This is a genomic window from Nioella ostreopsis (genome assembly GCF_004000255.1).
GTDB lineage: Bacteria > Pseudomonadota > Alphaproteobacteria > Rhodobacterales > Rhodobacteraceae > Nioella > Nioella ostreopsis.
On record NZ_RCIQ01000002.1, the window covers coordinates 226,091 to 247,214 of the forward strand.

The following is a 21,124-nucleotide window of genomic DNA, read 5'->3' on the forward strand; positions in this document are numbered from 1 at the left end:
GTCCATTGAAACCTGCCTTCTTCCTTGCCGCCACCAGCCTCGCCGTGATTGTCGGGGCTGGTGTTTGGGCCAGCCATGACGAGCGCCCGGGCCTTCTGCCCTATGACCACCCGGAAGCGGTGGCGCGTGGTGAGGAAATCTATGCCCAGACCTGCGCCAGCTGCCACGGTGCGGACCTGTCGGGTCAGGAAGGCATGGATTGGCGGGTGCGCGATGCGGATGGCTACCTGCCCGCCCCGCCGCATGATGAAACCGGCCACACCTGGCACCACCCTGACGAGGTGCTGATCGCCATCACCACCCACGGCACCGAGGCGCTGATCGGCGGGGACTATCGCAGCAACATGATGGGCTTTGGCGAGGTGCTGACCGAGCAGGAGATCCTCGATGTGCTGGCCTACATCAAAAGCACCTGGCCCGAACGGGTGATCGAGATCCATGACGGGATCAACGCCGATGCAGAGGGCTGACGACTGACAGGCTTCCCCAAAAAAGACAGAATTTGAATGTAGCCATCCAAGGGGCCTGACGCCGCCCGACATGATGTTGACGGATACCAGGCATGCATCTGCAAGCGAAGACAAGATATGAATGATGGATTTATTCGGGATGAAACCGGGGCAACGACCGTAGACTGGGTTGTTCTTTCAGCTGGTGTTGTCGGTCTCGGTATCGCGACCTCCGCAGCTGTCATCACCGGTACAGGAGACCTCTCGGGCGATATTCGGGATGTGCTGGCCGGTGTGTCTATCGGAGCCCGATTTGATGGCGAACCGATGGATGCAGAGCAAACCGCGCTGGCGGTTGGTCTGACCAACGGAGGATTCGATACCGATCAACCTGCCGGTACCTGGTCGCTCGGTGATGTCGAGGGATGGGCCAATGAGGGATCGAACGGAATGATCGAGTCCTGGGGGGAAGGCTTTCTGGGTTATAGCTCTAACGGCGGGTCCACATTCATCGAGCTTGATGCAACGCGTGCGGGCCTCGACTATGTAACCACCACCGTCGATCTGGAGGCGGGCACGCAATATGCGTTGAGCTTCGAACATGCTGCGCGCAGCGGGCAGGGGGTCAACGATCAGTTCGAAGTCTTGGTGAACGATCAGGTGGTCGCGGTGATCGCGCCTCAGACACATGACAGTTTTACGACGACGACCATTATCATCGAAGGCATCGAAGGGGCGGATCGTATCGGGTTCAGAGAGATGGAAGCTCAGGACAACAGCGTCGGCATTCTCTTGGATTCAGTGCAACTGGTTGAGCAGTAGCAAAAACCCCGGTCTAGAAAACCGGGGTTTCTCCTTGATGTTCGATCCCAAACTGATCAGCGATCAGTTGTCGGCGGTCTCGTAATCGGACCGCTCGTTCACCCGCGGCTCGCGCGGGGGGCGGCCGACCACCTCTTTGAGTTCATCAAGCTCGATGAAATTATCCGCCTGGCGGCGCAGATCATCGGCGATCATCGGCGGCTGGCTGCGAATCGTGGACACGACGGAAACCCGCACGCCCTTGCGTTGCAGCGCCTCGACCAGCGGGCGGAAGTCGCCATCGCCGGAGAACAGCACGATGTGATCGACATGGGGGGCAATCTCCATGGCATCGACCGTCAGCTCGATATCCATATTGCCCTTGACCTTGCGGCGGCCCTGACTGTCCACGAATTCCTTCGCGGGCTTGGTCACCATGGTAAAGCCGTTGTAGTGCAGCCAATCCACCAGCGGCCGGATCGGAGAATAATCGTCATTCTCCAGAAGTGCGGTGTAGTAGAAGGCCCGGAGCAGTTTGCCCCGCTGCATGAACTCCTGTCTGAGAAGCTTGTAGTCAATGTCAAAGGCTAGCGCCTTTGCCGCTGCATACAGGTTGGAGCCGTCAATGAAGAGCGCCAACCGTTCGTCCCGATAAAACATGATTTCTGGTCCCGTGAGTGATAATCGTCGACCGCGACCGGTGTATGTGAAATGAAATGGCCTGAATCACGATCAACAATGAACATCGAGAATAAGTGATCGGGCGCGCTTTGCAACGACCAGACCGTAACATTTCTTTCACAAACGCCGTAATCGCGGCGGGTTCTAACCTATCGGATAGGGACAATATATCCGAAGGTATAGTTTCCAAAGCGATTTCTGATGTTGCGGGTCTGGTTGGCAGCTCGCCGCTGGTTTCCCGATTCTACCGGACGCCGGCTTTCCCGGCCGGATCCGGGCCGGATTTCGTGAATGCAGCGTTCTCAATCGACTGGTCGGGCACACCCGAAGCGCTGCTGGCGCTTCTGCACCGGGTGGAGGCAGAGGCTGGCCGCACCCGCACCCACCGTTGGGAAGCGCGCGTATTGGATCTCGACCTTGTGGCCTTCGGTGATTGCGTCCGACCGGATTCGGTCACCCAGACCGAATGGCGCAATTTGCCGTTGGAACAAGCTGCCCGTCATGCGCCGGATCAGTTGATTCTGCCCCATCCACGCTTGCAGGAACGTGGCTTCGTGCTGGTGCCGATGGCCGATATCGCGCCCGACTGGCGCCACCCGCTGACCGGCGAGACGGTGACCGAGATGCTGTCGGCCCTGTCGCCCTCGGACCTGGCTGAGATCCGTCCGATTGAAGGGGATTCGGGCCTTGTCTTTCCAAGGAGCGGTGGATAAGTAGGGGGCTTGCGCACCCCTCCTGCAACACATTCCGGAGAATGATATGGCCCGCGTGACGGTTGAAGACTGCGTTGACAAGGTTCCGAACCGGTTCGAACTGGTGATGCTCGCCGCCCATCGGGCGCGTGAGATCTCGGCTGGCAGCCCGATCACCGTGGATCGTGACAACGACAAGAACCCGGTCGTGTCCCTGCGCGAGATTGCCGATGAGACGCAGCTGGCCGATGACCTGCGCGAGCGTCTGATCGAATCGAACCAGACCCAGATCGAGGTGGACGAGCCGGAAGAGGACGCCATGGCGCTTCTGCAAGGTGTCGAGGCAGACCGCCCCGCTGCCGACGACATGTCGGAAGAGCAGATGCTGCGGCAGCTGATGGAAGCGCAAGGCCAGCGCTGAGCCCTCACACCGGAACAGGACAGGCATGATCGACGTCGAAGACCTTCTGAGCCTGGTCCGCAACTATAACCCGAAATGCAATGAGGCCCTGCTGCGCGGGGCCTATTCCTATGCCAAGGATATGCATGAAGGGCAGTACCGCCGCTCGGGCGAGCCCTATTTCACCCATCCGGTCGAGGTGGCCGCGATCCTGACCGAACAGCGGCTGGACGATGCCACCATCGCCACCGCGCTGCTGCATGATACGATCGAGGACACCAAGGGCACCTATACCGAGATCGCCAACCGCTTTGGCTCGGACGTGGCGGAACTGGTCGATGGCGTCACCAAGTTGACCAATCTGGAACTCAGCAGCCGCGAGACCAAGCAGGCGGAAAACTTCCGCAAGCTGTTCATGGCGATGTCCAAGGATCTGCGGGTGATCCTCGTGAAGCTGGCCGACCGGCTGCACAATATGCGCACCATCAAGCATATGCGCCCGGAGAAACAGGCCCAGAAGGCGCGTGAGACGATGGATATCTATGCGCCGCTTGCGGGCCGCATGGGGATGCAGTGGATGCGGGACGAACTGGAGGACCTGTCTTTCGCCGTTCTGAACCCCGATGCGCGCAAATCGATCATGCGCCGCTTCGTGACGCTGCAAAAGGAATCGGGCAACGTCATCCCCAAGATCACCGACGATATCGAGCTGGAGATGGAGAAGCACGGCGTCACCGGCGATGTGCTGGGGCGTGCGAAAAAGCCATTCTCGATCTGGCGCAAAATGCAGGAGAAGGATCTCGCCTTCTCGCGCCTGTCGGACATCTACGGGTTCCGCGTGATCACCAACAGCGAGGATGATTGCTATCGGGTGCTTGGCGCGATCCATCAACGCTGGCGCGCGGTGCCGGGGCGGTTCAAGGATTATATCAGCCAGCCCAAGTCGAATGGCTATCGCTCGATCCATACCACCGTGTCGGGGCGCGACGGCAAGCGGGTCGAGGTGCAGATCCGCACCCGCCAGATGCACGAGGTGGCCGAAGCGGGGGTTGCGGCGCATTGGTCCTACAAGGACGGCGTGCGGGCCGAAAACCCCTTTGCCGTGGACCCCGCGAAATGGCTGGCCGGGCTGACCGAACGCTTTGAAATGGCCGAGGATCATGACGAGTTCCTCGAACATGTGAAGCTGGAGATGTATTCCGACCAGGTCTTCTGCTTCACCCCCAAGGGCGATGTTGTGAAACTGCCCAAGGGCGCGACGCCGCTGGATTTCGCCTATGCGATCCACACGCGGATCGGGCATAGCTGTGTGGGCGCCAAGGTCGATGGCATCCGCGTGCCGCTCTGGACGCGGCTCAAGAACGGGCAGTCGGTCGAGATCATGACCGCCGAAGGCCAGACGCCGCAGGCGACCTGGATCGACATCGTGACCACGGGCCGCGCCAAGGCTGCGATCCGGCGGCTTCTGCGCGAAGAGGACCGGGGCCGCTATATCCGGCTTGGGCAGGAATTGGCGCGCGTGGCGTTCGAGCATGTGGGCAAGAAGGCCACGGACAAGGCGCTCGAAACGGCCGCAAAGACCATGCACATCGCCAGTGCCGACGAGGTTCTGGCCCGAATCGGGGCCGCGGAGCTGTCGGCGCGCGAGGTGGTGGCCAAGCTTTATCCCGAACTGGTCGGCAAGCCCGAGACCGAGGAAACCGTCGGTCGCCCGGTCATCGGCCTGCCAAGCGGGGCCGAGATGAACCGCGCCCAGTGTTGCCAGCCGGTGCCCGGCGAGCGGATCGTCGGTGTGCCCTACAAGGGGCGCGGGCCGATTCTGCACGCGATTGACTGCCCGGCTTTGGCCGATCTCGACGCCATGGCTGACAACTGGATCGACGTTCATTGGACCGAGGGCCGCCACGCCGCCGTCCATAATGTCACCGTCAATGTCACGATCAGCAACGCTCAGGGTGTCCTGGGGCGAATCTGCACATTGATCGGTGAACAGAACGCCAATATCTCGGACTTGCACTTCATTGACAGGAAACCGGACTTTTTCCGCCTCCTTATCGATATAGAAGTAAGAGACGCCGAGCATTTGCACGCCGTGATGATGGCCGTAGAGGCCGACAGTGATGTTGCCACGTTGGAGCGCTTCCGGAACCTGGACCGGCGGCCCTGACGCGGGAAGAGCTTTGGAGGGCGAACACCCGATGGTGTTCAAGCGCAGAGATTCCCGCCACTGGATGACAGTGGTCGCGCACTGGTTCTACCCGCGAGGCGGGTGGGGCCGGGCCATCCAGTATGTGAAGTACCGCCTTCATCGCCTTCCCGGCACCCCCGAAACCATCGCGCGCGGCGTGTTTGCCGGGGCGTTCACGGTATTCACCCCGTTCTTCGGCCTGCATTTCATCATTGCGGCCCTGATCGCCCGGCTCATGCGGGGAAACATCCTGGCCGCGCTGCTGGCCACCTTCATCGGCAATCCGCTGACCTATCTGCCGATTGCGCTGATCTCGATCCATACCGGGCATTTCCTGCTTGGCACCGAGGCAGGGGGAATCGGCGGCAATATCGGCCATGCCTTCGCAGGGGCCTGGCGCGATCTGAAGCATAATTTCCTGGCCATGTTCACGCCTGAGCAAGCCCATTGGGACGAGTTGCTGTCCTTCTACAATGATCTGTTCTTTCCGTTCATGGTCGGCGGCATCATCCCCGGTCTGATCTGCGGCACGGTCTGCTATTACCTTTCGGTCCCCGTGATCCGCGCATATCAGCAGCGACGCCTTGCCAAGCTGCGCTCGAAGATGAACAAGATGCGCAGGCAGGCCGAGAACCGGGCCGACTGAGCCCTTCGGGGCGCGTCTTGTAGGAGAATGACCATGACCAGCCGTCCCCGGCTCGGGGTGAATATCGACCATGTGGCCACTGTTCGGAATGCGCGGGGGGGCGATGTGCCGGATCCGGTGCGCGCGGCCCTGCTGGCGGAGCAGGCGGGTGCCGACGGGATCACCGCGCATCTGCGCGAGGACCGGCGGCATATCTCGGATGACGATATCGAACGGCTGATGACTGCGCTGAGCGTGCCCCTGAATTTCGAGATGGCGGCGACGGACGAAATGCAGAAGATCGCTCTGCGCCACAAACCCCACGCGGTCTGCATCGTGCCCGAAAAGCGCGAGGAACGGACGACCGAGGGCGGGCTGGAAGTGGCCCGCGAGGAAAACCGGCTGGCCCATTACATCGCACCGCTGCGCGAGGCGGGCTGCCGGGTGTCGATCTTCATCGCCGCCGATATGCGCCAGATCGAGGCCGCGCACCGGATTGGGGCCGAGGTGATCGAACTGCATACCGGCGCCTATTGCGACGCCCATTCTGAGGGCCGTTTTGACGACCGTGACCGGGAACTGGACAGCTTGCGCGAGATGTCCACCTATGCCCATTCCCTGGGGCTGGAAGTGCATGCGGGCCACGGGCTGACCTATGACACCGTGCAGCCGGTCGCAGCGTTCCCCGAGGTGATGGAGCTGAATATCGGCCATTTCCTGATCGGCGAGGCGATTTTCCGCGGCCTCACCCCCGCGATCCACGAAATGCAGCGCCTGATCGAGGAGGCCCGCGCATGAGGCTTGCTTGCCTGACCACAGCCGCCGTTCTTGCCGCCACGCCGATTGCCGCGCAGTCCATGCGCGATTGCGACACGTTCGAGGCCAATGCCCGCAACACCTATGGCCCCTACGCGGAAACGATCCGCGAATTTGCCAATGGCGCGATCCGGGTGATTGCTCTGGATGTCGGCGAACCGGCGAGCGGCAGTTTTCATGTCATGGTGACCTATCCGCACCCGGAAGACCCTTGGCAGCACTGCGCGTTGATTTCGAGCGAGGCCAATATCGGCTTCGGCTGGCTGAACATGGCCGAGGTGGAGGCGAGCTATGACCCCGAAATCGGGCTGAGCGTGACGATCCCCATCGAAGCCGTCAGCGGCGTGGCCAGTTGGGACCAGATCCTGACCATCACGATCAATCAGGCCACGGGCACCGTCACCCCGGTTCTGAGCGGAAATGCACCGGCCCCGGCGCCAACGGGCAACAAATGACCAGCTTCGAATTCATCGCATTGCTGTTGGCTTGGGGCCTTGCGGGCGGCAGTCCCGGCCCGGCTACGCTGACCATTGCAGGCACGGCCATGGGACAGGGGCGCCGCGCGGGCGTGTTGACCGGTGCCGGTGTCTGGGCCGGGTCTGCGCTTTGGGGTTTGGCGGCCATGGCCGGGATGGGCGCGCTGATGCTCTCCAACGCCTGGATCGCGGAAGGCTTGCGCTATGTGGGCGCGGGCTATCTGCTGTTCCTCGCCGCGAAATCCCTGCGCTCGGCCCTGACGCCCGGCAAAGGGCTGTCGCTGAAGGACGCCGAGGCGAGCGGCCATTTCCGACGCGGATTCCTCGTGCACCTGACCAACCCCAAGGCGATCCTGGCCTGGGGCGCTGTCTATGCGGTGGTCGTGCCACCCGGCGCGCCTCTGGTCACGCTTCTGGGCACCTTCGCAGCACTGTCCACGGTGTCCGCAGTGATCTTCCTGTGCTATGGCGTGCTGTTCTCGGGTCGTGGGGTGGTGAGGGTCTACTCCGCTGCCCGCCGCTGGTTCGAATTGGCCTTCGCTGCGCTCTTCGGGGCGGCGGCGATCAAGATCCTGACGGCGCGGCTGGCATGATCGAGCATGTGGTCATGCTGGGGCTGAAGGATGCCTCCGATCTGAGTGACTGCCGGGATGTGATGGAGGGGCTTGAACGCCTGACAGGGGAGATCCCCGGATTCCTCAGCCTGACCCATGGCGTGAACATCGACATGGAAGGCAAGTCGCCGGGCTATCCCTATGGCTTCATTGGACGGTTCGAGGATCGGGACGCATTGGCCCGCTACGCCGCCGATCCCCGTCATCTGGTGCTTGCTGCAAGACTCGTTGCGCTCTGCGGCGGGGCGGATCGCATCACCGTTTACGATATCGAAAGGGACTGAGATGATCCTTGGCGTCGGCACCGACCTGGCCAATATCGAGCGCATTCAGGGCGTGCTGGACCGCCATGGCGACCGGTTCCGCAACCGCGTGTTCACCGAGACCGAGCAGCGCCGCGCAGAACGCACCCAGACCCCCGCCGCCACATACGCCAAGAGGTGGGCCGCGAAAGAGGCCTGTTCCAAGGCGCTTGGCACCGGTCTGCGCATGGGGATCGCGTGGCGCGATATGGCGGTCACCAACCTGCGCACCGGCCAGCCGATCATGCATGTGACGGGATGGGCGCGGGAGCGGCTGGATGCCATGACACCCGAGGGGATGGAGGCCGCCATTCATGTCAGCCTGACCGATGACATGCCCTGGGCGCAGGCCTTCGTGGTGATCTATGCCTATCCCGAGGGCATGGCCTGGCAACCGGCGCCGCCAACGCCGCCCGGACGGTCGCTTGCTTGACTCTCTCGTCCCGAGCCATCATGTCAAAACCCGTAGATAAGCGCAGCAAGAGGCAGACCCCATGGCAGCAGCAGCCAAGCAAAAGGACGGCATCTGGGAGACCGTGAAAACGGTGATCTATGCCCTTCTGATCGCAGGGGTCTTCCGCACCCTGTTCTTCCAGCCCTTCTGGATCCCGTCCGGGTCGATGAAGGACACGCTGCTGATTGGCGATTTCCTCTTCGTCAACAAGATGGCCTATGGCTATTCGCGCTATTCCTGCCCCTTTGCGATGTGCCCCTTCTCGGGCCGTATCTTCGGGTCGGAGCCTGAGCGTGGTGATGTCGTGGTGTTCCGCCATCCCGTGAACGGCACCGATTTCATCAAGCGCGTCGTGGGCCTGCCCGGTGACCGCATCCAGATGCGCGACGGGGTGCTCTATATCAGTGAGTATGACGCGGAAACCGGCACCAATGCCGATTGGGTGGCCGCCGCGCTGGAGCCGCAAGACCCGTTCATCGAAACGTTCGAGCCGCAGGGCCCGGTTGCGCACCGTCCGCGCTGTTCCAATGCCCCCGTGGGGCTTGGCGGCGATTGCGAGAAGGAACGCTTCACCGAGACGCTGCCCGGCGGTGTCAGCCATTCGGTGCTGAACATCGAAGACGGCAGCTTCGGCGACAACACCCCGGTCTTCACCGTGCCCGAGGGCCACTACTTCGTGATGGGCGACAACCGCGACAACAGTCAGGACAGCCGCTTCCCGCAGTCCATCGGCGGTGTCGGCATGGTGCCCTATGAAAACATCATCGGCCGTGCCGACCGGATCATGTTCTCGTCTGCGGGCGAACGGATGGTCTATTTCTGGACCTGGCGCTCTGACCGTTTCTTCCGGGCGATCGAGTGAAACTGGCCAAAGACCTCATAGCCTTTTGCGACCGGCTTGGTCATGAGTTCGAGCGTCCCGATCTGCTGATCCGGGCGCTCACTCATTCCTCGCTGTCTTCGCCCACGCGGCCCGACAATCAACGGCTGGAGTTTCTGGGCGACCGGGTGCTTGGCCTGGTTCTGGCCGAGGCGGTGCTGGACCAGGACAAGGACGCGCCCGAGGGGCAACTGGCCCCACGGTTCAACGCGCTGGTGCGCAAGGAAACCTGCGCCGACGTGGCGCGCGAAATTGACCTGGGCGCGGTGCTGAAACTGGGCAAGTCCGAGATGAAAACCGGCGGGCGGCGCAAGAACGCGCTTCTGGGCGACGCGATGGAGGCGGTGATTGCCGCCGTCTACCGCGATGCAGGCTACGAGGTGGCGCGTGACATGATCCTGCGGCTCTGGGGCGACCGGGTGGCGCGCGTGGAAAGCGACGCGCGCGATCCCAAGACCAGCCTGCAGGAATGGGCGCAGGCCCGCCGCATGGCCCCGCCGACCTATACAGAGATTGCCCGGACCGGACCGGATCATGCGCCGATGTTCACGGTTGAAGTACAGATGGCGTCCGGGGCCTCGGCGCGGGCGGAAGCCAGTTCCAAGCGGCAGGCGGAACAGGCGGCGGCCAAGGCGCTTCTGGCGCGGGTCGAAAACGCCAGGACCTGACAGAGTTTCATTGTGCCTCCGGGCCATGTCGATCCGAGCGGACCCGAGGGGCCTGATATCGTGAGAACTGGCCACGGCGCGGGAAACCGGGTAAAGGCGGCGGAAATGGTGAAGGACACATGAGATCATGACCACACGCGCGGGCTTCGTTGCCCTGATCGGGGAACCCAATGCGGGCAAGTCGACCCTTCTGAACCGGATGGTCGGGGCCAAGGTCTCGATCGTGACGCATAAGGTGCAGACCACGCGGGCGCGCATCCGGGGTGTGGCTTTGGAAGGTGACAGCCAGATCGTCTTTGTGGACACGCCGGGGCTCTTCCGTCCGCGCCGCAGGCTGGACCGCGCCATGGTGGCGGCGGCCTGGACCGGGGCGGCGGATGCCGATCTGGTGGTGCTGCTGATCGAGGCGCATCGCGGGCTGACCCATGGTGCGCAGGCCATCCTCGACGGGCTGAGCGAACGCGCCGGGGGGCGCCGGGTGGCGCTGGCGATCAACAAGATCGACCGGGTGAAGGCCGAGGTGCTGCTGGCGCTGACCGAGAAACTGAACGCGGCCTACCCGTTCGAGAAGACCTTCCTGATTTCCGCAGAGAAGGGCTATGGCGTGGATGACCTGCGTGGCTGGCTGGCCGAGAACCTGCCCGAAGGCCCCTGGCTCTACCCCGAGGATCAGATCGCCGACTTGCCGATGCGGATGATCGCGGCGGAAATGACCCGCGAGAAACTGACGCTGAGGTTGCACCAGGAACTGCCCTACCAGCTGACCGTGGAAACGGAAAACTGGGAGGAACGCAAGGACGGGTCCGCGCGGATCGACCAGGTGATTTACGTGGCCCGAGACGGGCACAAGGGCATCCTTCTGGGCAAGAAGGGCGAGACGATCAAGGCCGTTAGTCAGGCTGCACGGGCGGAGCTGGAGGAATTCCTCGGCCGCAAGGTGCACCTTTTCCTGCAGGTCAAGGTCCGCCCCGGCTGGCTGGACGAGGCGGAACGATACTCGGAAATGGGGCTGGATTTCCGCGACGGGAACTGAGCGGGATCAGCCGAGCCGCGATTGCCGCCAGTCCACGCCGATGGAAATGAGGGCCCCGACGGCAGCCAGCATGCGCAGCAGATCGGGAATGATGCCCGTGATCGCACCGGACATGACAGCGAGGTTGAGCAGAAACATTGCAGCCAGCAATCCCCAGGAGCGCTTGGACAAAGTGAAATTCATTGGACTGGACCTTCCCTGTAACAGTTACATGAGCATGGGTCGGCGTGGCGCCCGGTTCGGTTCAAAGCGAGGCGCAGAAAGATGCGATTGACGACGGAATTCTGGGTCAAGGCCTATCTGACGCGGCTGCGACTTGCCGATATTCCCGCCTATGTGGTGGCCCATGGGGACGATACCGGTGGCGCGGTGCTGGTGAAACTGGCGACGCTGGACGGAAAGGCGCGGCTTTTCCAGCGCAGTTTCGACCTGATGACCGGCGAGCGGGCCTGGATCGTTCTGAACGAGGGGGATGAGGCCGAGGTGGATGGCTCGATCCGGCGGCAGCGGGACATGGACCCGGATCTGTGGGTGATCGAGCTGGAAGACAGGGCCGGGCGGCATCTGCTGGACGAGCCGGGCCTGACCTGAGCGGCGTCGTCGCCTCGCGGCGTGGACCCGAGAGCGTGCCTCCTCACCCCCTGGGCCTGCGCCGGAGGCCTCGTCGGCCCGCATTGCCTTTGGACAGGTGGCGGCACCGGGTCTGCCGCATTTAGCGCTTGGACAAATCCGCCAGCCCGATAGGATCGGCCCCATGGATTGGCGCGACGAGGGCGTTCTTCTGGCGGTGCGCAAGCATGGCGAGAGCGCCGCAATCATAGAGGTGTTCACCCCGTCCCGCGGGCGGCATGCGGGCGTTGTGCGCGGGGGCGCAGGGCGTCGGATGGCACCCGTTCTGCAACCCGGCGCGCAGTTGGACGTGGCCTGGCGGGCGCGGCTGGAGGATCATCTGGGGGCCTATACGGTCGAACCCCTGCACGGGCGGGCGGCCGAGGTCATGGGCGATCCGCTGGCCTTGGCGGGGCTGACCGCCGTTTGCAGTCTTCTGACCTTTTGCCTGCCGGAACGGGAGCCGCACCCGGAGCTGTATGCCAGGTCCATCGCCCTGCTAGACGCGCTCGGCGCCGAGCAATGGGGCTATGCCTATCTGAGATGGGAACTGGCGCTGCTCGATGAAATGGGCTTCGGGCTCGACCTCAGCGCTTGCGCGGTCACCGGCAAGAATGACGATCTCGCCTATATCTCGCCGCGCACCGGCCGCGCCGTGACCCGGACCGGGGCGGGGAATTGGGCCGACCGGCTGTTGCCCTTGCCTGCCAGCCTGTTGGGACGCACGGATGCGGGGGCAGAGGATGTGCTGGGTGGTCTGTCCGTCACCGGGCATTTCCTGTCCGGGCATCTGGCCAAGGCGCTTGGCGAAAAGCCGCTGCCGGCCGCGCGGCAACGCCTCGTGGACCGGCTGGCGCGGGGTCAGACGCGGCCCTGATCCATAAGCCATTGGGCGGTGTCAGACAGGCTGTCGCGGGGATCGCGGAAAGTCATGCCCAACATGTCCCGCGCGCGGCTGGCATCGACATCGGTGCGGACCCCGAGCGAAGGCACGATGGATCGGATCGCCGGGTCGAACAGTCCGAGGAAACGGACGACGACATTCGGCGCGCGGCGGGTCACGATCTTTCGGTCCGGGAACGTGCGGGCCAGATGCTCGGCCATTTCCGTGAACCAGAGGAAACCGGCAACCCCGATCAGCCGTTGCCCGATGGTCTCGTCGCGCTGCAAGGCACGCAGATGCATTTCGGCAATGTCGCCCACATCAACCGTGGTGAAGCCGAAATAGGGCAGCATCGGATCCCGCGCCAACAGGAGGCGCTCGACCACGGCCAGCGAGGTGCCGTAATGGCCATCAAGCGGCGCGCCGACCACGAAGCCCGGATTGATGGTGGTCAGCCCGATTCCAGGAGCGTCAGAGGCCACCATGTCCCATGCGGCTTTTTCGGCGAGCGTCTTGGAAACGGAATAGGGCGTGATACCCGGATATGCGGGATCGGACCAGTCGCGCTCGTCATAGGTGGCGCGGCCCGGCGGCAGGTCACAGCCCGACACCGCCGCAACCGAGGAGGTCAGGATCACCCGGTTCACACCCGCATCTCGCGCGGCACGGATCGCCCGCCTCGCACCTTCGACCGCCGGGGTGATCAGCTCTTGCGGGTCCTTGGGCTGGACCATGGGGAAGGGAGAGGCCGTGTGCAGGATCGCGTCGGTCCCGGTTGCGGCCTCGGTCCAGCCATCATCTCGTAGCAGGTCGAGCGTGACGGTGGACAGATGGGTCCCGGCCTGGCCATCCGGCAGAAGCGGGGTGATCGCGTCGCGCAGGGCCTGCCCCTTCGCCGCGTCCCGGACGGAGCCGCGCACGTGATACCCGGCCCGCAGCAGGCGCAGAACGATGTGCTTGGCGATATAGCCCGATGCGCCGGTGACCAGAACTGTAGGCATGTGGTTTCCCTTTCGATTTCGCCCCTAGCATCGGTGTGGCGCTGCGCAGGTCAAGGCCGCGTATTCAATCCGGCGTGATCAATCGAAACTCCAGCGTGTCGCCCGCGTCGTTGGACAGGATCAGAACGGGGCCCGACACTTCGGCCAGGGTCATGCCAGACAGCGCCGCAAGAAACCTCTGCTCGGCTGCCAGATCGGGGCAGATGGCGCGGGTGCTGACCATGGGGCCGGGTTCGAACCAGGGGTAGGGGGCGGTCTGCGGGGCAGAATAGCTGTTGCACGGTCCATGGCCCGAGATCTGACCGCGGGCCGTCAGGTCGAGAGTGATCCGCACCGCCTCGTCCGTCTCCAGTTCCCAGATCCCGGCTGCGTAGCGCGTCACGCTCTCATCCCTCAGGCAGCCCGCAACGGCCAGCAAAAAGAAAAGCAGGGGCAAGGGTTTGCGCAGGACGGGGTTCATGCGATCGGGGCTTTCGGCAGGTCCTCGCCAGATTGACCGGGGTTTGCGCCAGATCAAGACAGGATTTCGTGAGGCTGATAGTCTCTGTTAGGCATTCGATAGGCAATGCCTAACCTGGGAAGGAGATTTCTCATGCGGAAGTATTTGACCATTACCGCAGTTGTTGCGCTGCTGGCTGGTGCTGCCTGCACCCCCGAAGAACAGATTTACGGCGGCGCGGCGCTTGGTGCGCTTGGCGGTTTTGCCATGGCGGAACTGCTGGACGCGAATACCGGCTGGACCGTCGGTCTTTCGCTGGCAGGTGCTGCCATCGGCGCGGAAGTTGCCCGCAACAACCAGACCGGCCAATGCGCCTACAAACGGGCCGATGGCCGGGTGGATGTCCGCCGCTGCTGATTTGCAAGGCTTATGAACAACGATCGGCGCCGCCCCTGCCATTCGGGCGGCGCCGAATTGCATTGTGCAGGCGCGCTGTGCGGCGGTTGACTTGGGTCAAGGCCTGCGCCATGGCTCCGATGTAATTGACGTAGACAACATTGCCCGCAGGAGCCCACCCCATGTCCGATGCCACCGCGCCCTCCGCCACCCGGCTGGAGCATTTCCACGTCACCTTTTTCGCCATCGTCATGGGACTGTCCGGTCTGACATTGGCGCTGCATGCGGCGGAAACGGCCTATGGGCTGTCCTCGCTGGCCTCTGACATCGCCTATTTCGGGACCATCGCGGTGTTCGTGATCATCGCCATGTTCTACGCGGCCAAGGCGATGCGGCACGGCGGTGCGGTGCGGGCGGAATGGAATCACCCGGTGAAGCTGGCCTTCTTCCCGGCGATCTCGATCTCTCTGCTGTTGCTGGCCACGGCATCGGTCAGCCGGTCGGAGGCGCTGGCCGAAGTTCTGTGGCTCGCTGGCGCGGCCTTGCAGGCGGTGCTGACGCTGGCCGTGGTATCCGGCTGGATCGGGACGCGATCCTTCATGCATGGGCAACTGTCGCCCGCGTGGTTCATCCCCGCCGTGGGCAATGTGATCGTGCCGATTGCAGGGGTGCAACTGGGCTATGCGGACCTTAGCTGGTACTTCATGTCGGTCGGGCTGATCTTCTGGATCGTGCTGCTGACGCTGGTCATCAACCGGCTGGTGTTCCACGATCCGCTGCCGGGCCGGTTGCAGCCGACGCTGGTGATCCTGATCGCGCCGCCCGCCGTAGCCTTCATGGCCTGGGTGAGACTGACGGGGGACACCGGGCCCTTCGCGCTGATCCTGCTCAATGCGGCCTATTTTTTCACGCTGCTGGTTGCCATGCAGCTGCCCCGTATCATCCGCCTGCCCTTCGCCCTGTCCTTCTGGGCGCTGAGCTTCCCCTTTGCCGCCGTCACCATCGCCAGTTTTGTCTATGCGGGCGCGGCAGGGTCTGCGGCGCACAAGACCATCGGAACCGTGCTTCTGGCGGTGCTGGTGGTGATCATTGCCGGGCTGGTCTTGCGCACGATCAGGGCGATCACGGCGGGCGAGATCTGCCAGCCGGAATGATCCGCCAAAACGAAAACGGCCCGCCGGGTGTGGGGCGGGCCGTGTTTGAGCGGATCGGGTGAGGATCAGCCCAGAAGCCTGCGGGCAATCACCTGCGCCTGAATTTCGGCAGCGCCCTCGAAAATGTTGAGAATGCGGGCGTCGCACAGGATGCGGGAAATCTTGTATTCCAGCGCAAAACCGTTGCCGCCATGGATCTGCAGCCCGTTATCGGCCGCGGCCCAGGCCACGCGGGCGCCGAGCAGTTTGGCCATCCCGGCCTCCAGATCACAACGCTTGTCGTGGTCTTTCTGCCAGGCGGAATAATAGGTCAGCTGGCGGGCGATCATGATCTCCACCGCCATCATGGCCAGCTTGCCGGAGACGCGGGGAAACGCGATCAGCGATTTGCCAAACTGCTTGCGGTCGGTCGCATATTGCATGGCCACATCAAGCGCAGCCTGCGCCACGCCGACAGCGCGAGCGGCGGTCTGGATGCGGGCGGATTCAAACGTCTGCATGAGCTGCTTGAATCCTTGCCCGGTCTGGCCGCCCAAAAGGTTGTCTTCCTTCACCTTGAAGCCGTCAAAGCCGAGCTCGTATTCCTTCATGCCGCGATAGCCCAGAACCTCGATCTCGCCGCCGGTCATGCCCGGGGTCGGGAAGGGGTTTTCATCGGTACCCGGGGTCTTTTCGGCCAGGAACATGCTGAGGCCCCGGTGATCGGTCGTCTCGGGGTCGGTGCGGGCCAGAAGCGTCATCACATGGGTGCGCGCGGCGTGGGTGATCCAGGTCTTGTTGCCGGTCACCTCCCAACCGTCATCAGTCTTGACCGCGCGGGTGCGCAGGCTGCCGAGGTCGGAGCCGGTATTGGGTTCGGTGAACACCGCCGTAGGCAGGATTTCCCCGCTGGCGATCTTGGGAAGCCATTGATTTTTCTGCTCTTCCGTGCCGCCACAGAGGATGAGTTCTGCCGCGATTTCGGACCGGGTGCCGAGGGAGCCGACCCCGATATAGCCGCGCGACAGTTCTTCGGAGACCACGACCATGGAAGCCTTGGACAGGCCGAAGCCACCGTATTCCTCGGGGATGGTCAGGCCGAAGACACCCATCTCCGCCAGTTCCTCGATGATCTCCATCGGGATGAGCTCATCCTTGAGGTGCCAGTCATGGGCATTGGGTTCCACGCGTTCGCGGGCGTAGCGGGAAAACTGGTCGCGGATCATTTCCAGTTCGTCGTCCAGACCGGTGACGCCGACGCCGTTGGAACCCGCAATTTCCTGCATGATTTCAACGAGTTTCGTGCGGGCGCCTTGGGTGTTGCCGGATTGGGTCAGGGTCATGATCTCGGGCGTCATCAGGGCGCGCTGGTCGTCCTGGGTGAGGCCGATATCTTGCGGTCGCAGCATTTCGCCCTGGCTCATAGGGATGCCGCCATAGATTTGCCAGAGATATTCGCCAAAGGCGATCTGGTGCAGCAGCGCCTCGGTCTCGCCGAATTTGCCGTCAGCGGTTAGCCGCTCGGCCCAGCCCTGCATCTGCCGCAGCGCCTCCACATAGGTGGCAAGCCAGGCCAGACCATGGGCAGCAACCTGATTTTCCTCAAGTTTCTTGCCAGAGACACGCCCGTCATGGCTGACCTTCTCGCGCAGTCTGGTGGTCGCGATGTCCAGCAGGGTTTCGACCGGCGCGATGGCGGCAGCGGTCAGAGTGAGCAGGTCGGGCAGCAGGATGGCCTCGGGCGAATCTGTGGGCATGGGCGCTCCGTCATGCGGCATGGAATCTCTCCGGTCTTTTTGCTGCAAGCGTGATATTCATTTTGCAGGTGCAGCGCAAGAATAATTCGTCCGGGATTATTTTCTGGACAATTTATGTCGCAAGCCTAACGCGGACTCCGGGGGGGGTGCCATGCGTGCACCCCCTGTGCACCCCCCGTACACCCCCCGTGCATATGGAAGGGCCTTTATCCGCCCATCAGCGTAGACCCGTGGGCGGCCTTTCTGCGCTGTGGCAGGGGCAAAGTGTACAGAGTGTCAGAGCCCCACCGTCCGCCCCAGCACATCCAGCCCCTGCGTCTTCCAGAAATGCAGCAGGTCGATGAACACCCAGTTCTCGGCCAGTTTGTCGCCCCGTCGGCGGTAGATATCGACCACGCGGAATTCGCCGCTTTTGCCCGTGGCTGGCATGCCCATGAAGCCGCCCGTGGGCCGGGCGGTGAAATTGGGCCAGCCGAAGAAGCCGCCATAGTGGCCTTCGGCGAAGCGACAGATATGGCCGGTGCCGCTTCGATCCGCGAACCCTGCCCGGAAGGGACCGGAATGCTGCTTGGCATAGCGCTCGATCGTGTAGGTCGCGCCGATCCCGGCGGGGCCCCACCAGATCATGTCATCGTTCCATGTGCGCGCCAGTTCCTCCTCCAGCGGCAGGCCGGATTGCCATTGCCCGAGGTCGGAGATCATCGCGTTGATCGTGGCCAGCGTTTTCGCGCCATCCTCGGGCGGTTGCGGGTCGAACATCAGCGCGTCATGGGGCAGGGGGCCGGGCTGGACCAGCTGTGCGCCGGTTTGCGCCGGAAAGGGCTGTAGCCCTGCCTGCATCATCAGCGCCGGAATGTCGAAGAACATGGCGGTTTCCGCGATCTTGCCGTTTTCCACCCGGTGGAACGCCGCATAGCGCAGCATGGCGATCTTGCGGGTGCAGGGGATGCCGAGCCAGGGCGCATCAAACAGCCCCATCAGGTGACCCATCGAGGATACCCAGACCGCGCCGTCAGCCGTCAGCGAATTGTGCCCGGCCATGAAAACGTCCATGCGCCGCTGCAACCGCGTCAGCGACGTCTTCAACGGTGCCCAGAACCGGTTTGCCACCTCCTCGGGTCCGGTCAGGATGTCGAAGGGATGCATCCCGCGCCAGATCAGGTCAGGCCCGCAGAACCGCGCCAAAACGGCGGACGATTCGTCAGGCCCCGCCGCATCGAGCGCCGTGTAGAAGTTGCGGACCAGGTCTTTTTCCTGTTGGAAGCTCATCATTGTCTCCGCCTGTTTTTCAAGCATTTGCCGGGCAGTCTGGGCCAGTCTGCACGGTGTTTCCAGAGCTATTTTGCATACGTTTGCAAAAAATTCTTGCCAACTTGCCGCAGTCTTGTCTAGCCTTTGTGCAAACGTATGCAAAACACCTGCGGGGAGCCCGATGGCCGAAATCCAGTTGCGCAATATCTCCAAGCGTTGGGGAAATTTCGTCGGTGTCGACAGCTTCGACCTGACCATCGCGGACGAGGAGTTTCTTGTTCTCCTTGGCCCCTCGGGCTGCGGCAAGACCACCACGATGCGCATGATAGCGGGGCTGGAGGATCCGACCGAGGGTGAGATCATCGTCGGCGGCACCGTCGTGAACAACCTTGAACCCAAGGATCGTGACGTCGCCATGGTGTTCCAGAGCTACGGGCTCTACCCCAACATGAACGTCTACGAAAACATCCGCTTCCCGCTGAAAGTGCGCAAAGTGGACCCGGCGACCCATGACGAGAAGGTCATGAAGGCCGCCGCCATGGTGGAACTGGAGCCCTTCCTGCACCGCAAGCCCGCCGAACTGTCAGGCGGCCAGCGTCAGCGCGTGGCCCTTGCCCGCGCCATCGTGCGCCAGCCGCAGGTCTTCCTGATGGACGAGCCGCTGTCGAACCTCGACGCCAAGCTGCGCGTGTCCACGCGGGCGCAGATCAAGAACCTCAGCCATGAGCTGAAGGTGACCACCGTCTATGTGACCCATGACCAGATCGAGGCGATGACGCTGGCCGATCGCGTTGTGGTCATGAACCACGGCGTCGTGCAGCAACTGGGCACGCCGACCGAGATCTACGACAGGCCCGCCAATACCTTCGTGGCCAGCTTCATCGGTAACCCGGCGATGAACCTCGTAGAGGGGGACTTGAAGGGCGGCACTTTCACGGCCCCCCACACCACGATCCACGGGCTGGATGCACCGGACGGCCCCGTGACGCTCGGCTTCCGGGCCGAAGACGCGACGGTCGTCGCCGAGGGCGGCCAGATCACCGCGCCCATCTACACGCTGGAGCTTCTGGGCGAGGCCACCATGGTCAGCCTGAAGATCGGCGGCGCGCTGGTCAGTGCCAAGGCCGACAAGAGTTTCCGTGCGGAAATCGACGACACCGTGTCGATCGAAGTCCCCGCGGATCACTGCCACCTGTTCGATACGAAGACAGGGGCCCGCATCGGGGACTGACCCCGAGACTGAAGCCCCCGGACCCCATGTCCGGGACATCTTAGGGGTGCAGGCTTGCAAGATGCACCCAAGTTCACCAACGGGAGGATCCCAATGTATCTCAAGACACTTACAACCGCAGGTGCGCTCGCCGTACTTTCGGCCACAACCGCGCTGTCCTGCGAAATCAGCGCGCGCGTTTCCATCGTCGGCAACGAATTCCCCGCGATCCAGACCGTGGGCGCAGGCGCGCAGGAATGCACCGGCGCGGAAGTGTCCACCAACCTGACCGCCGATCACCAGCAGATCAACGTGGCCGGGATGTCGGGCAACCCGGCGGAATACACCTCGGCCATCATCGCGAACTCGTCCATCGTGGCGCTGATGAATGCCGATGTGATCCGCCCGCTGGATGATCTGGTCGAGGCGCATGGCGAGGGCCTGAACCGCAACCAGCTGATCACCATCAACGGGCAGGTCATGGCCGTGGCCTTCATGGCGAACGCGCAGCACCTGGTCTATCGCTCTGACGTTCTCGACCAGCTCGGCCTCGACGTTCCCACCACCTACGAGGAGATGCTGGCCGCTGCCGAGGCGATCCGCGAGGCGGGCCTCATGGAAAACCCCGTGGGCGGTGCCTATGCGGCGGGCTGGAATCTGGCGCAGGAATTCAACAACATGTTCATCGGTTACGGCGGTCAGTTCTTCGAGCCCGGCACCGCCGAACCGACCGTGAATTCCGAGGCCGGTGTTCAGGCGCTGGAAATGATGCGCGCCCTGTCGGAATACATGAACCCCGACTTCCTGACCCATGATTCCAACGCCACCAACGCCGAGTTCCGTGCTGGCAACGTGGCGCTGATGAACATGTGGGGCAGCCGCGCCGCGACGCTCGTGACCGCCGATGGCGTGCCGCAGGAAGTGGTTGACGGCTTCGCCATTGCCGGTCCGATGACCGTGGGCGGCGGCGACATTCCGGCCACCACGCTCTGGTGGGACGGCTGGACCGTGGCCAGCAACATCTCGGACGAAGAGGCTGAGGCCACCTTCATCGCCATGATGAACGGCATCCGCCCCGAGATGATGCAAGACGAGGACATCCGCACCCAGGCGGTGTGGCTGATCCCCGGCTATGAGCCGACCCCGGCGGCCGTTGGTGTCTTCGCTGCCGCGGAAATGGGATCGGTGCCCTATCCGATGCTGCCCTACATGGGCCTGATGCACACCGCGCTGGGTGCCGAGCTGACCGACTTCATGCAAGGCAATGAAAGCGCGGAACAGGCCCTGGCCGACGTGGAGGCCGCCTATCGCGCCGCCGCCCGCGAACAGGGTTACCTGCAGTAAATCCCCGTTGGGGCGGGGGAGA

The 21,124-nt window shown here is 63.2% G+C and carries 26 protein-coding genes; 20 read left to right on the forward strand and 6 right to left on the reverse strand.

The window, feature by feature from the left end:
- Window positions 1-5 precede the first annotated feature (5 nt).
- Window positions 6-470 (forward strand): c-type cytochrome, encoded by a 465-nt coding sequence (locus tag EP237_RS03635; RefSeq protein ID WP_127558207.1) that lies wholly within the window; start codon window positions 6-8, stop codon window positions 468-470.
- 117 nt (window positions 471-587) lie between these two features.
- Complete coding sequence (locus EP237_RS03640; RefSeq protein WP_127558209.1) at window positions 588-1,271, forward strand: hypothetical protein; 684 nt, start codon at window positions 588-590, stop codon at window positions 1,269-1,271.
- A gap of 63 nt (window positions 1,272-1,334) precedes the next feature.
- Here EP237_RS03640 and EP237_RS03645 read toward each other — a convergent pair whose 3' ends face one another.
- Window positions 1,335-1,910, reverse strand: a complete 576-nt coding sequence (locus tag EP237_RS03645; protein WP_127558211.1) for a LabA-like NYN domain-containing protein — start codon at window positions 1,908-1,910, stop codon at window positions 1,335-1,337.
- Between the two features lie 95 nt (window positions 1,911-2,005).
- Here EP237_RS03645 and folK point away from each other — a divergent pair, with 95 nt between their 5' ends.
- The 12 genes from folK (at window position 2,006) to era (ending at window position 11,079) form a co-directional block, all read left to right on the forward strand.
- On the forward strand, window positions 2,006-2,644 hold the full coding sequence (gene folK, locus EP237_RS03650) for a 2-amino-4-hydroxy-6-hydroxymethyldihydropteridine diphosphokinase (protein ID WP_338068135.1): 639 nt from the start codon (window positions 2,006-2,008) through the stop codon (window positions 2,642-2,644).
- A gap of 46 nt (window positions 2,645-2,690) precedes the next feature.
- On the forward strand, window positions 2,691-3,044 hold the full coding sequence (rpoZ, locus tag EP237_RS03655; protein ID WP_127558212.1) for a DNA-directed RNA polymerase subunit omega: 354 nt from the start codon (window positions 2,691-2,693) through the stop codon (window positions 3,042-3,044).
- 25 nt (window positions 3,045-3,069) lie between these two features.
- Window positions 3,070-5,190 carry a RelA/SpoT family protein gene (locus EP237_RS03660; RefSeq protein WP_127558214.1) on the forward strand — a complete coding sequence of 707 codons (2,121 nt, stop codon included), beginning with the start codon at window positions 3,070-3,072 and terminating at the stop codon, window positions 5,188-5,190.
- 64 nt (window positions 5,191-5,254) lie between these two features.
- Window positions 5,255-5,857, forward strand: a complete 603-nt coding sequence (locus EP237_RS03665) for a DUF2062 domain-containing protein (RefSeq protein WP_338068136.1) — start codon at window positions 5,255-5,257, stop codon at window positions 5,855-5,857.
- A gap of 33 nt (window positions 5,858-5,890) precedes the next feature.
- Window positions 5,891-6,634, forward strand: coding sequence for a pyridoxine 5'-phosphate synthase (locus EP237_RS03670; RefSeq protein WP_127558218.1), 744 nt, complete (start codon window positions 5,891-5,893; stop codon window positions 6,632-6,634).
- Window positions 6,631-7,107 carry a hypothetical protein gene (locus EP237_RS03675; RefSeq protein ID WP_127558220.1) on the forward strand — a complete coding sequence of 159 codons (477 nt, stop codon included), beginning with the start codon at window positions 6,631-6,633 and terminating at the stop codon, window positions 7,105-7,107. The genes EP237_RS03670 and EP237_RS03675 overlap by 4 nt, the downstream gene beginning before the upstream one ends.
- A complete protein-coding gene (locus EP237_RS03680; RefSeq protein ID WP_127558222.1) occupies window positions 7,104-7,721 on the forward strand; it encodes a LysE family translocator in 618 nt (205 codons plus the stop codon). Before EP237_RS03675 ends, EP237_RS03680 begins: the two co-directional genes overlap by 4 nt.
- Complete coding sequence (locus EP237_RS03685) at window positions 7,718-8,026, forward strand: Dabb family protein (protein WP_127558224.1); 309 nt, start codon at window positions 7,718-7,720, stop codon at window positions 8,024-8,026. Before EP237_RS03680 ends, EP237_RS03685 begins: the two co-directional genes overlap by 4 nt.
- A gap of 1 nt (window position 8,027) precedes the next feature.
- Window positions 8,028-8,477 carry a holo-ACP synthase gene (gene acpS, locus EP237_RS03690; RefSeq protein WP_127558226.1) on the forward strand — a complete coding sequence of 150 codons (450 nt, stop codon included), beginning with the start codon at window positions 8,028-8,030 and terminating at the stop codon, window positions 8,475-8,477.
- Window positions 8,478-8,538: 61 nt separating this feature from the next.
- The gene (gene lepB / locus EP237_RS03695) at window positions 8,539-9,360 is read left to right on the forward strand and encodes a signal peptidase I (protein WP_127558228.1); all 822 of its coding nucleotides are present in this window, start codon (window positions 8,539-8,541) and stop codon (window positions 9,358-9,360) included.
- Complete coding sequence (gene rnc / locus EP237_RS03700; protein ID WP_127558230.1) at window positions 9,357-10,046, forward strand: ribonuclease III; 690 nt, start codon at window positions 9,357-9,359, stop codon at window positions 10,044-10,046. Before lepB ends, rnc begins: the two co-directional genes overlap by 4 nt.
- A 127-nt stretch (window positions 10,047-10,173) precedes the next feature.
- On the forward strand, window positions 10,174-11,079 hold the full coding sequence (gene era / locus EP237_RS03705; protein WP_127558232.1) for a GTPase Era: 906 nt from the start codon (window positions 10,174-10,176) through the stop codon (window positions 11,077-11,079).
- 6 nt (window positions 11,080-11,085) lie between these two features.
- Here era and EP237_RS23045 read toward each other — a convergent pair whose 3' ends face one another.
- Window positions 11,086-11,262 carry a hypothetical protein gene (locus EP237_RS23045; RefSeq protein WP_164744611.1) on the reverse strand — a complete coding sequence of 59 codons (177 nt, stop codon included), beginning with the start codon at window positions 11,260-11,262 and terminating at the stop codon, window positions 11,086-11,088.
- Between the two features lie 81 nt (window positions 11,263-11,343).
- On the opposite strand from EP237_RS23045, the gene EP237_RS03710 reads away from it, so the two are divergent.
- Window positions 11,344-11,670, forward strand: a complete 327-nt coding sequence (locus EP237_RS03710) for a DUF1491 family protein (RefSeq protein WP_127558234.1) — start codon at window positions 11,344-11,346, stop codon at window positions 11,668-11,670.
- Between the two features lie 163 nt (window positions 11,671-11,833).
- Window positions 11,834-12,565 (forward strand): DNA repair protein RecO, encoded by a 732-nt coding sequence (recO, locus tag EP237_RS03715; RefSeq protein ID WP_127558236.1) that lies wholly within the window; start codon window positions 11,834-11,836, stop codon window positions 12,563-12,565.
- On the opposite strand, the gene EP237_RS03720 is transcribed toward recO, so the two are convergent.
- Both EP237_RS03720 and EP237_RS03725 read right to left on the reverse strand, forming a co-directional pair.
- Window positions 12,550-13,572, reverse strand: a complete 1,023-nt coding sequence (locus EP237_RS03720) for an NAD-dependent epimerase/dehydratase family protein (RefSeq protein WP_127558239.1) — start codon at window positions 13,570-13,572, stop codon at window positions 12,550-12,552. The genes recO and EP237_RS03720 overlap by 16 nt on opposite strands.
- Before the next feature lie 64 nt (window positions 13,573-13,636).
- The gene (locus tag EP237_RS03725; RefSeq protein WP_127558241.1) at window positions 13,637-14,032 is read right to left on the reverse strand and encodes an META domain-containing protein; all 396 of its coding nucleotides are present in this window, start codon (window positions 14,030-14,032) and stop codon (window positions 13,637-13,639) included.
- A gap of 132 nt (window positions 14,033-14,164) precedes the next feature.
- On the opposite strand from EP237_RS03725, the gene EP237_RS03730 reads away from it, so the two are divergent.
- Window positions 14,165-14,428 (forward strand): glucose-6-phosphate isomerase, encoded by a 264-nt coding sequence (locus tag EP237_RS03730; protein WP_127558243.1) that lies wholly within the window; start codon window positions 14,165-14,167, stop codon window positions 14,426-14,428.
- Window positions 14,429-14,589: 161 nt separating this feature from the next.
- On the forward strand, window positions 14,590-15,561 hold the full coding sequence (locus tag EP237_RS03735) for an SLAC1 anion channel family protein (protein WP_127558245.1): 972 nt from the start codon (window positions 14,590-14,592) through the stop codon (window positions 15,559-15,561).
- Window positions 15,562-15,626: 65 nt separating this feature from the next.
- On the opposite strand, the gene EP237_RS03740 is transcribed toward EP237_RS03735, so the two are convergent.
- Window positions 15,627-17,318: an acyl-CoA dehydrogenase family protein gene (locus EP237_RS03740; protein ID WP_127558247.1), complete on the reverse strand. Its 1,692-nt coding sequence runs from the start codon at window positions 17,316-17,318 to the stop codon at window positions 15,627-15,629.
- Window positions 17,319-17,573: 255 nt separating this feature from the next.
- Window positions 17,574-18,569 carry a nuclear transport factor 2 family protein gene (locus EP237_RS03745; protein WP_127558249.1) on the reverse strand — a complete coding sequence of 332 codons (996 nt, stop codon included), beginning with the start codon at window positions 18,567-18,569 and terminating at the stop codon, window positions 17,574-17,576.
- 160 nt (window positions 18,570-18,729) lie between these two features.
- Between EP237_RS03745 and EP237_RS03750 the strand changes: the two genes are divergently transcribed.
- Window positions 18,730-19,779, forward strand: a complete 1,050-nt coding sequence (locus EP237_RS03750; RefSeq protein ID WP_127558250.1) for an ABC transporter ATP-binding protein — start codon at window positions 18,730-18,732, stop codon at window positions 19,777-19,779.
- A 93-nt stretch (window positions 19,780-19,872) separates the two neighbouring features.
- A complete protein-coding gene (locus EP237_RS03755; protein WP_127558252.1) occupies window positions 19,873-21,102 on the forward strand; it encodes an ABC transporter substrate-binding protein in 1,230 nt (409 codons plus the stop codon).
- Window positions 21,103-21,124 lie beyond the last annotated feature (22 nt).

What these genes read in the sequence shown, in the direction of transcription:
- EP237_RS03660 (WP_127558214.1), top strand. Translation starts at nt 3,070, where the DNA reads ATGATCGACGTCGAAGACCTTCTGAGCCTGGTCCGCAACTATAACCCG.
- EP237_RS03665 (WP_338068136.1), top strand. Translation starts at nt 5,255, where the DNA reads ATGACAGTGGTCGCGCACTGGTTCTACCCGCGAGGCGGGTGGGGCCGG.
- EP237_RS03750 (WP_127558250.1), top strand. Translation starts at nt 18,730, where the DNA reads ATGGCCGAAATCCAGTTGCGCAATATCTCCAAGCGTTGGGGAAATTTC.
- EP237_RS03725 (WP_127558241.1), bottom strand. Translation starts at nt 14,032, where the DNA reads ATGAACCCCGTCCTGCGCAAACCCTTGCCCCTGCTTTTCTTTTTGCTG.
- EP237_RS03710 (WP_127558234.1), top strand. Translation starts at nt 11,344, where the DNA reads ATGCGATTGACGACGGAATTCTGGGTCAAGGCCTATCTGACGCGGCTG.
- EP237_RS03745 (WP_127558249.1), bottom strand. Translation starts at nt 18,569, where the DNA reads ATGATGAGCTTCCAACAGGAAAAAGACCTGGTCCGCAACTTCTACACG.
- EP237_RS03685 (WP_127558224.1), top strand. Translation starts at nt 7,718, where the DNA reads ATGATCGAGCATGTGGTCATGCTGGGGCTGAAGGATGCCTCCGATCTG.
- EP237_RS03675 (WP_127558220.1), top strand. Translation starts at nt 6,631, where the DNA reads ATGAGGCTTGCTTGCCTGACCACAGCCGCCGTTCTTGCCGCCACGCCG.
- EP237_RS03730 (WP_127558243.1), top strand. Translation starts at nt 14,165, where the DNA reads ATGCGGAAGTATTTGACCATTACCGCAGTTGTTGCGCTGCTGGCTGGT.
- EP237_RS03670 (WP_127558218.1), top strand. Translation starts at nt 5,891, where the DNA reads ATGACCAGCCGTCCCCGGCTCGGGGTGAATATCGACCATGTGGCCACT.
- EP237_RS03640 (WP_127558209.1), top strand. Translation starts at nt 588, where the DNA reads ATGAATGATGGATTTATTCGGGATGAAACCGGGGCAACGACCGTAGAC.
- EP237_RS03680 (WP_127558222.1), top strand. Translation starts at nt 7,104, where the DNA reads ATGACCAGCTTCGAATTCATCGCATTGCTGTTGGCTTGGGGCCTTGCG.
- rpoZ (WP_127558212.1), top strand. Translation starts at nt 2,691, where the DNA reads ATGGCCCGCGTGACGGTTGAAGACTGCGTTGACAAGGTTCCGAACCGG.
- EP237_RS03735 (WP_127558245.1), top strand. Translation starts at nt 14,590, where the DNA reads ATGTCCGATGCCACCGCGCCCTCCGCCACCCGGCTGGAGCATTTCCAC.
- lepB (WP_127558228.1), top strand. Translation starts at nt 8,539, where the DNA reads ATGGCAGCAGCAGCCAAGCAAAAGGACGGCATCTGGGAGACCGTGAAA.
- acpS (WP_127558226.1), top strand. Translation starts at nt 8,028, where the DNA reads ATGATCCTTGGCGTCGGCACCGACCTGGCCAATATCGAGCGCATTCAG.
- EP237_RS03645 (WP_127558211.1), bottom strand. Translation starts at nt 1,910, where the DNA reads ATGTTTTATCGGGACGAACGGTTGGCGCTCTTCATTGACGGCTCCAAC.
- EP237_RS03740 (WP_127558247.1), bottom strand. Translation starts at nt 17,318, where the DNA reads ATGCCGCATGACGGAGCGCCCATGCCCACAGATTCGCCCGAGGCCATC.
- era (WP_127558232.1), top strand. Translation starts at nt 10,174, where the DNA reads ATGACCACACGCGCGGGCTTCGTTGCCCTGATCGGGGAACCCAATGCG.
- EP237_RS03755 (WP_127558252.1), top strand. Translation starts at nt 19,873, where the DNA reads ATGTATCTCAAGACACTTACAACCGCAGGTGCGCTCGCCGTACTTTCG.
- EP237_RS03720 (WP_127558239.1), bottom strand. Translation starts at nt 13,572, where the DNA reads ATGCCTACAGTTCTGGTCACCGGCGCATCGGGCTATATCGCCAAGCAC.
- EP237_RS23045 (WP_164744611.1), bottom strand. Translation starts at nt 11,262, where the DNA reads ATGAATTTCACTTTGTCCAAGCGCTCCTGGGGATTGCTGGCTGCAATG.
- recO (WP_127558236.1), top strand. Translation starts at nt 11,834, where the DNA reads ATGGATTGGCGCGACGAGGGCGTTCTTCTGGCGGTGCGCAAGCATGGC.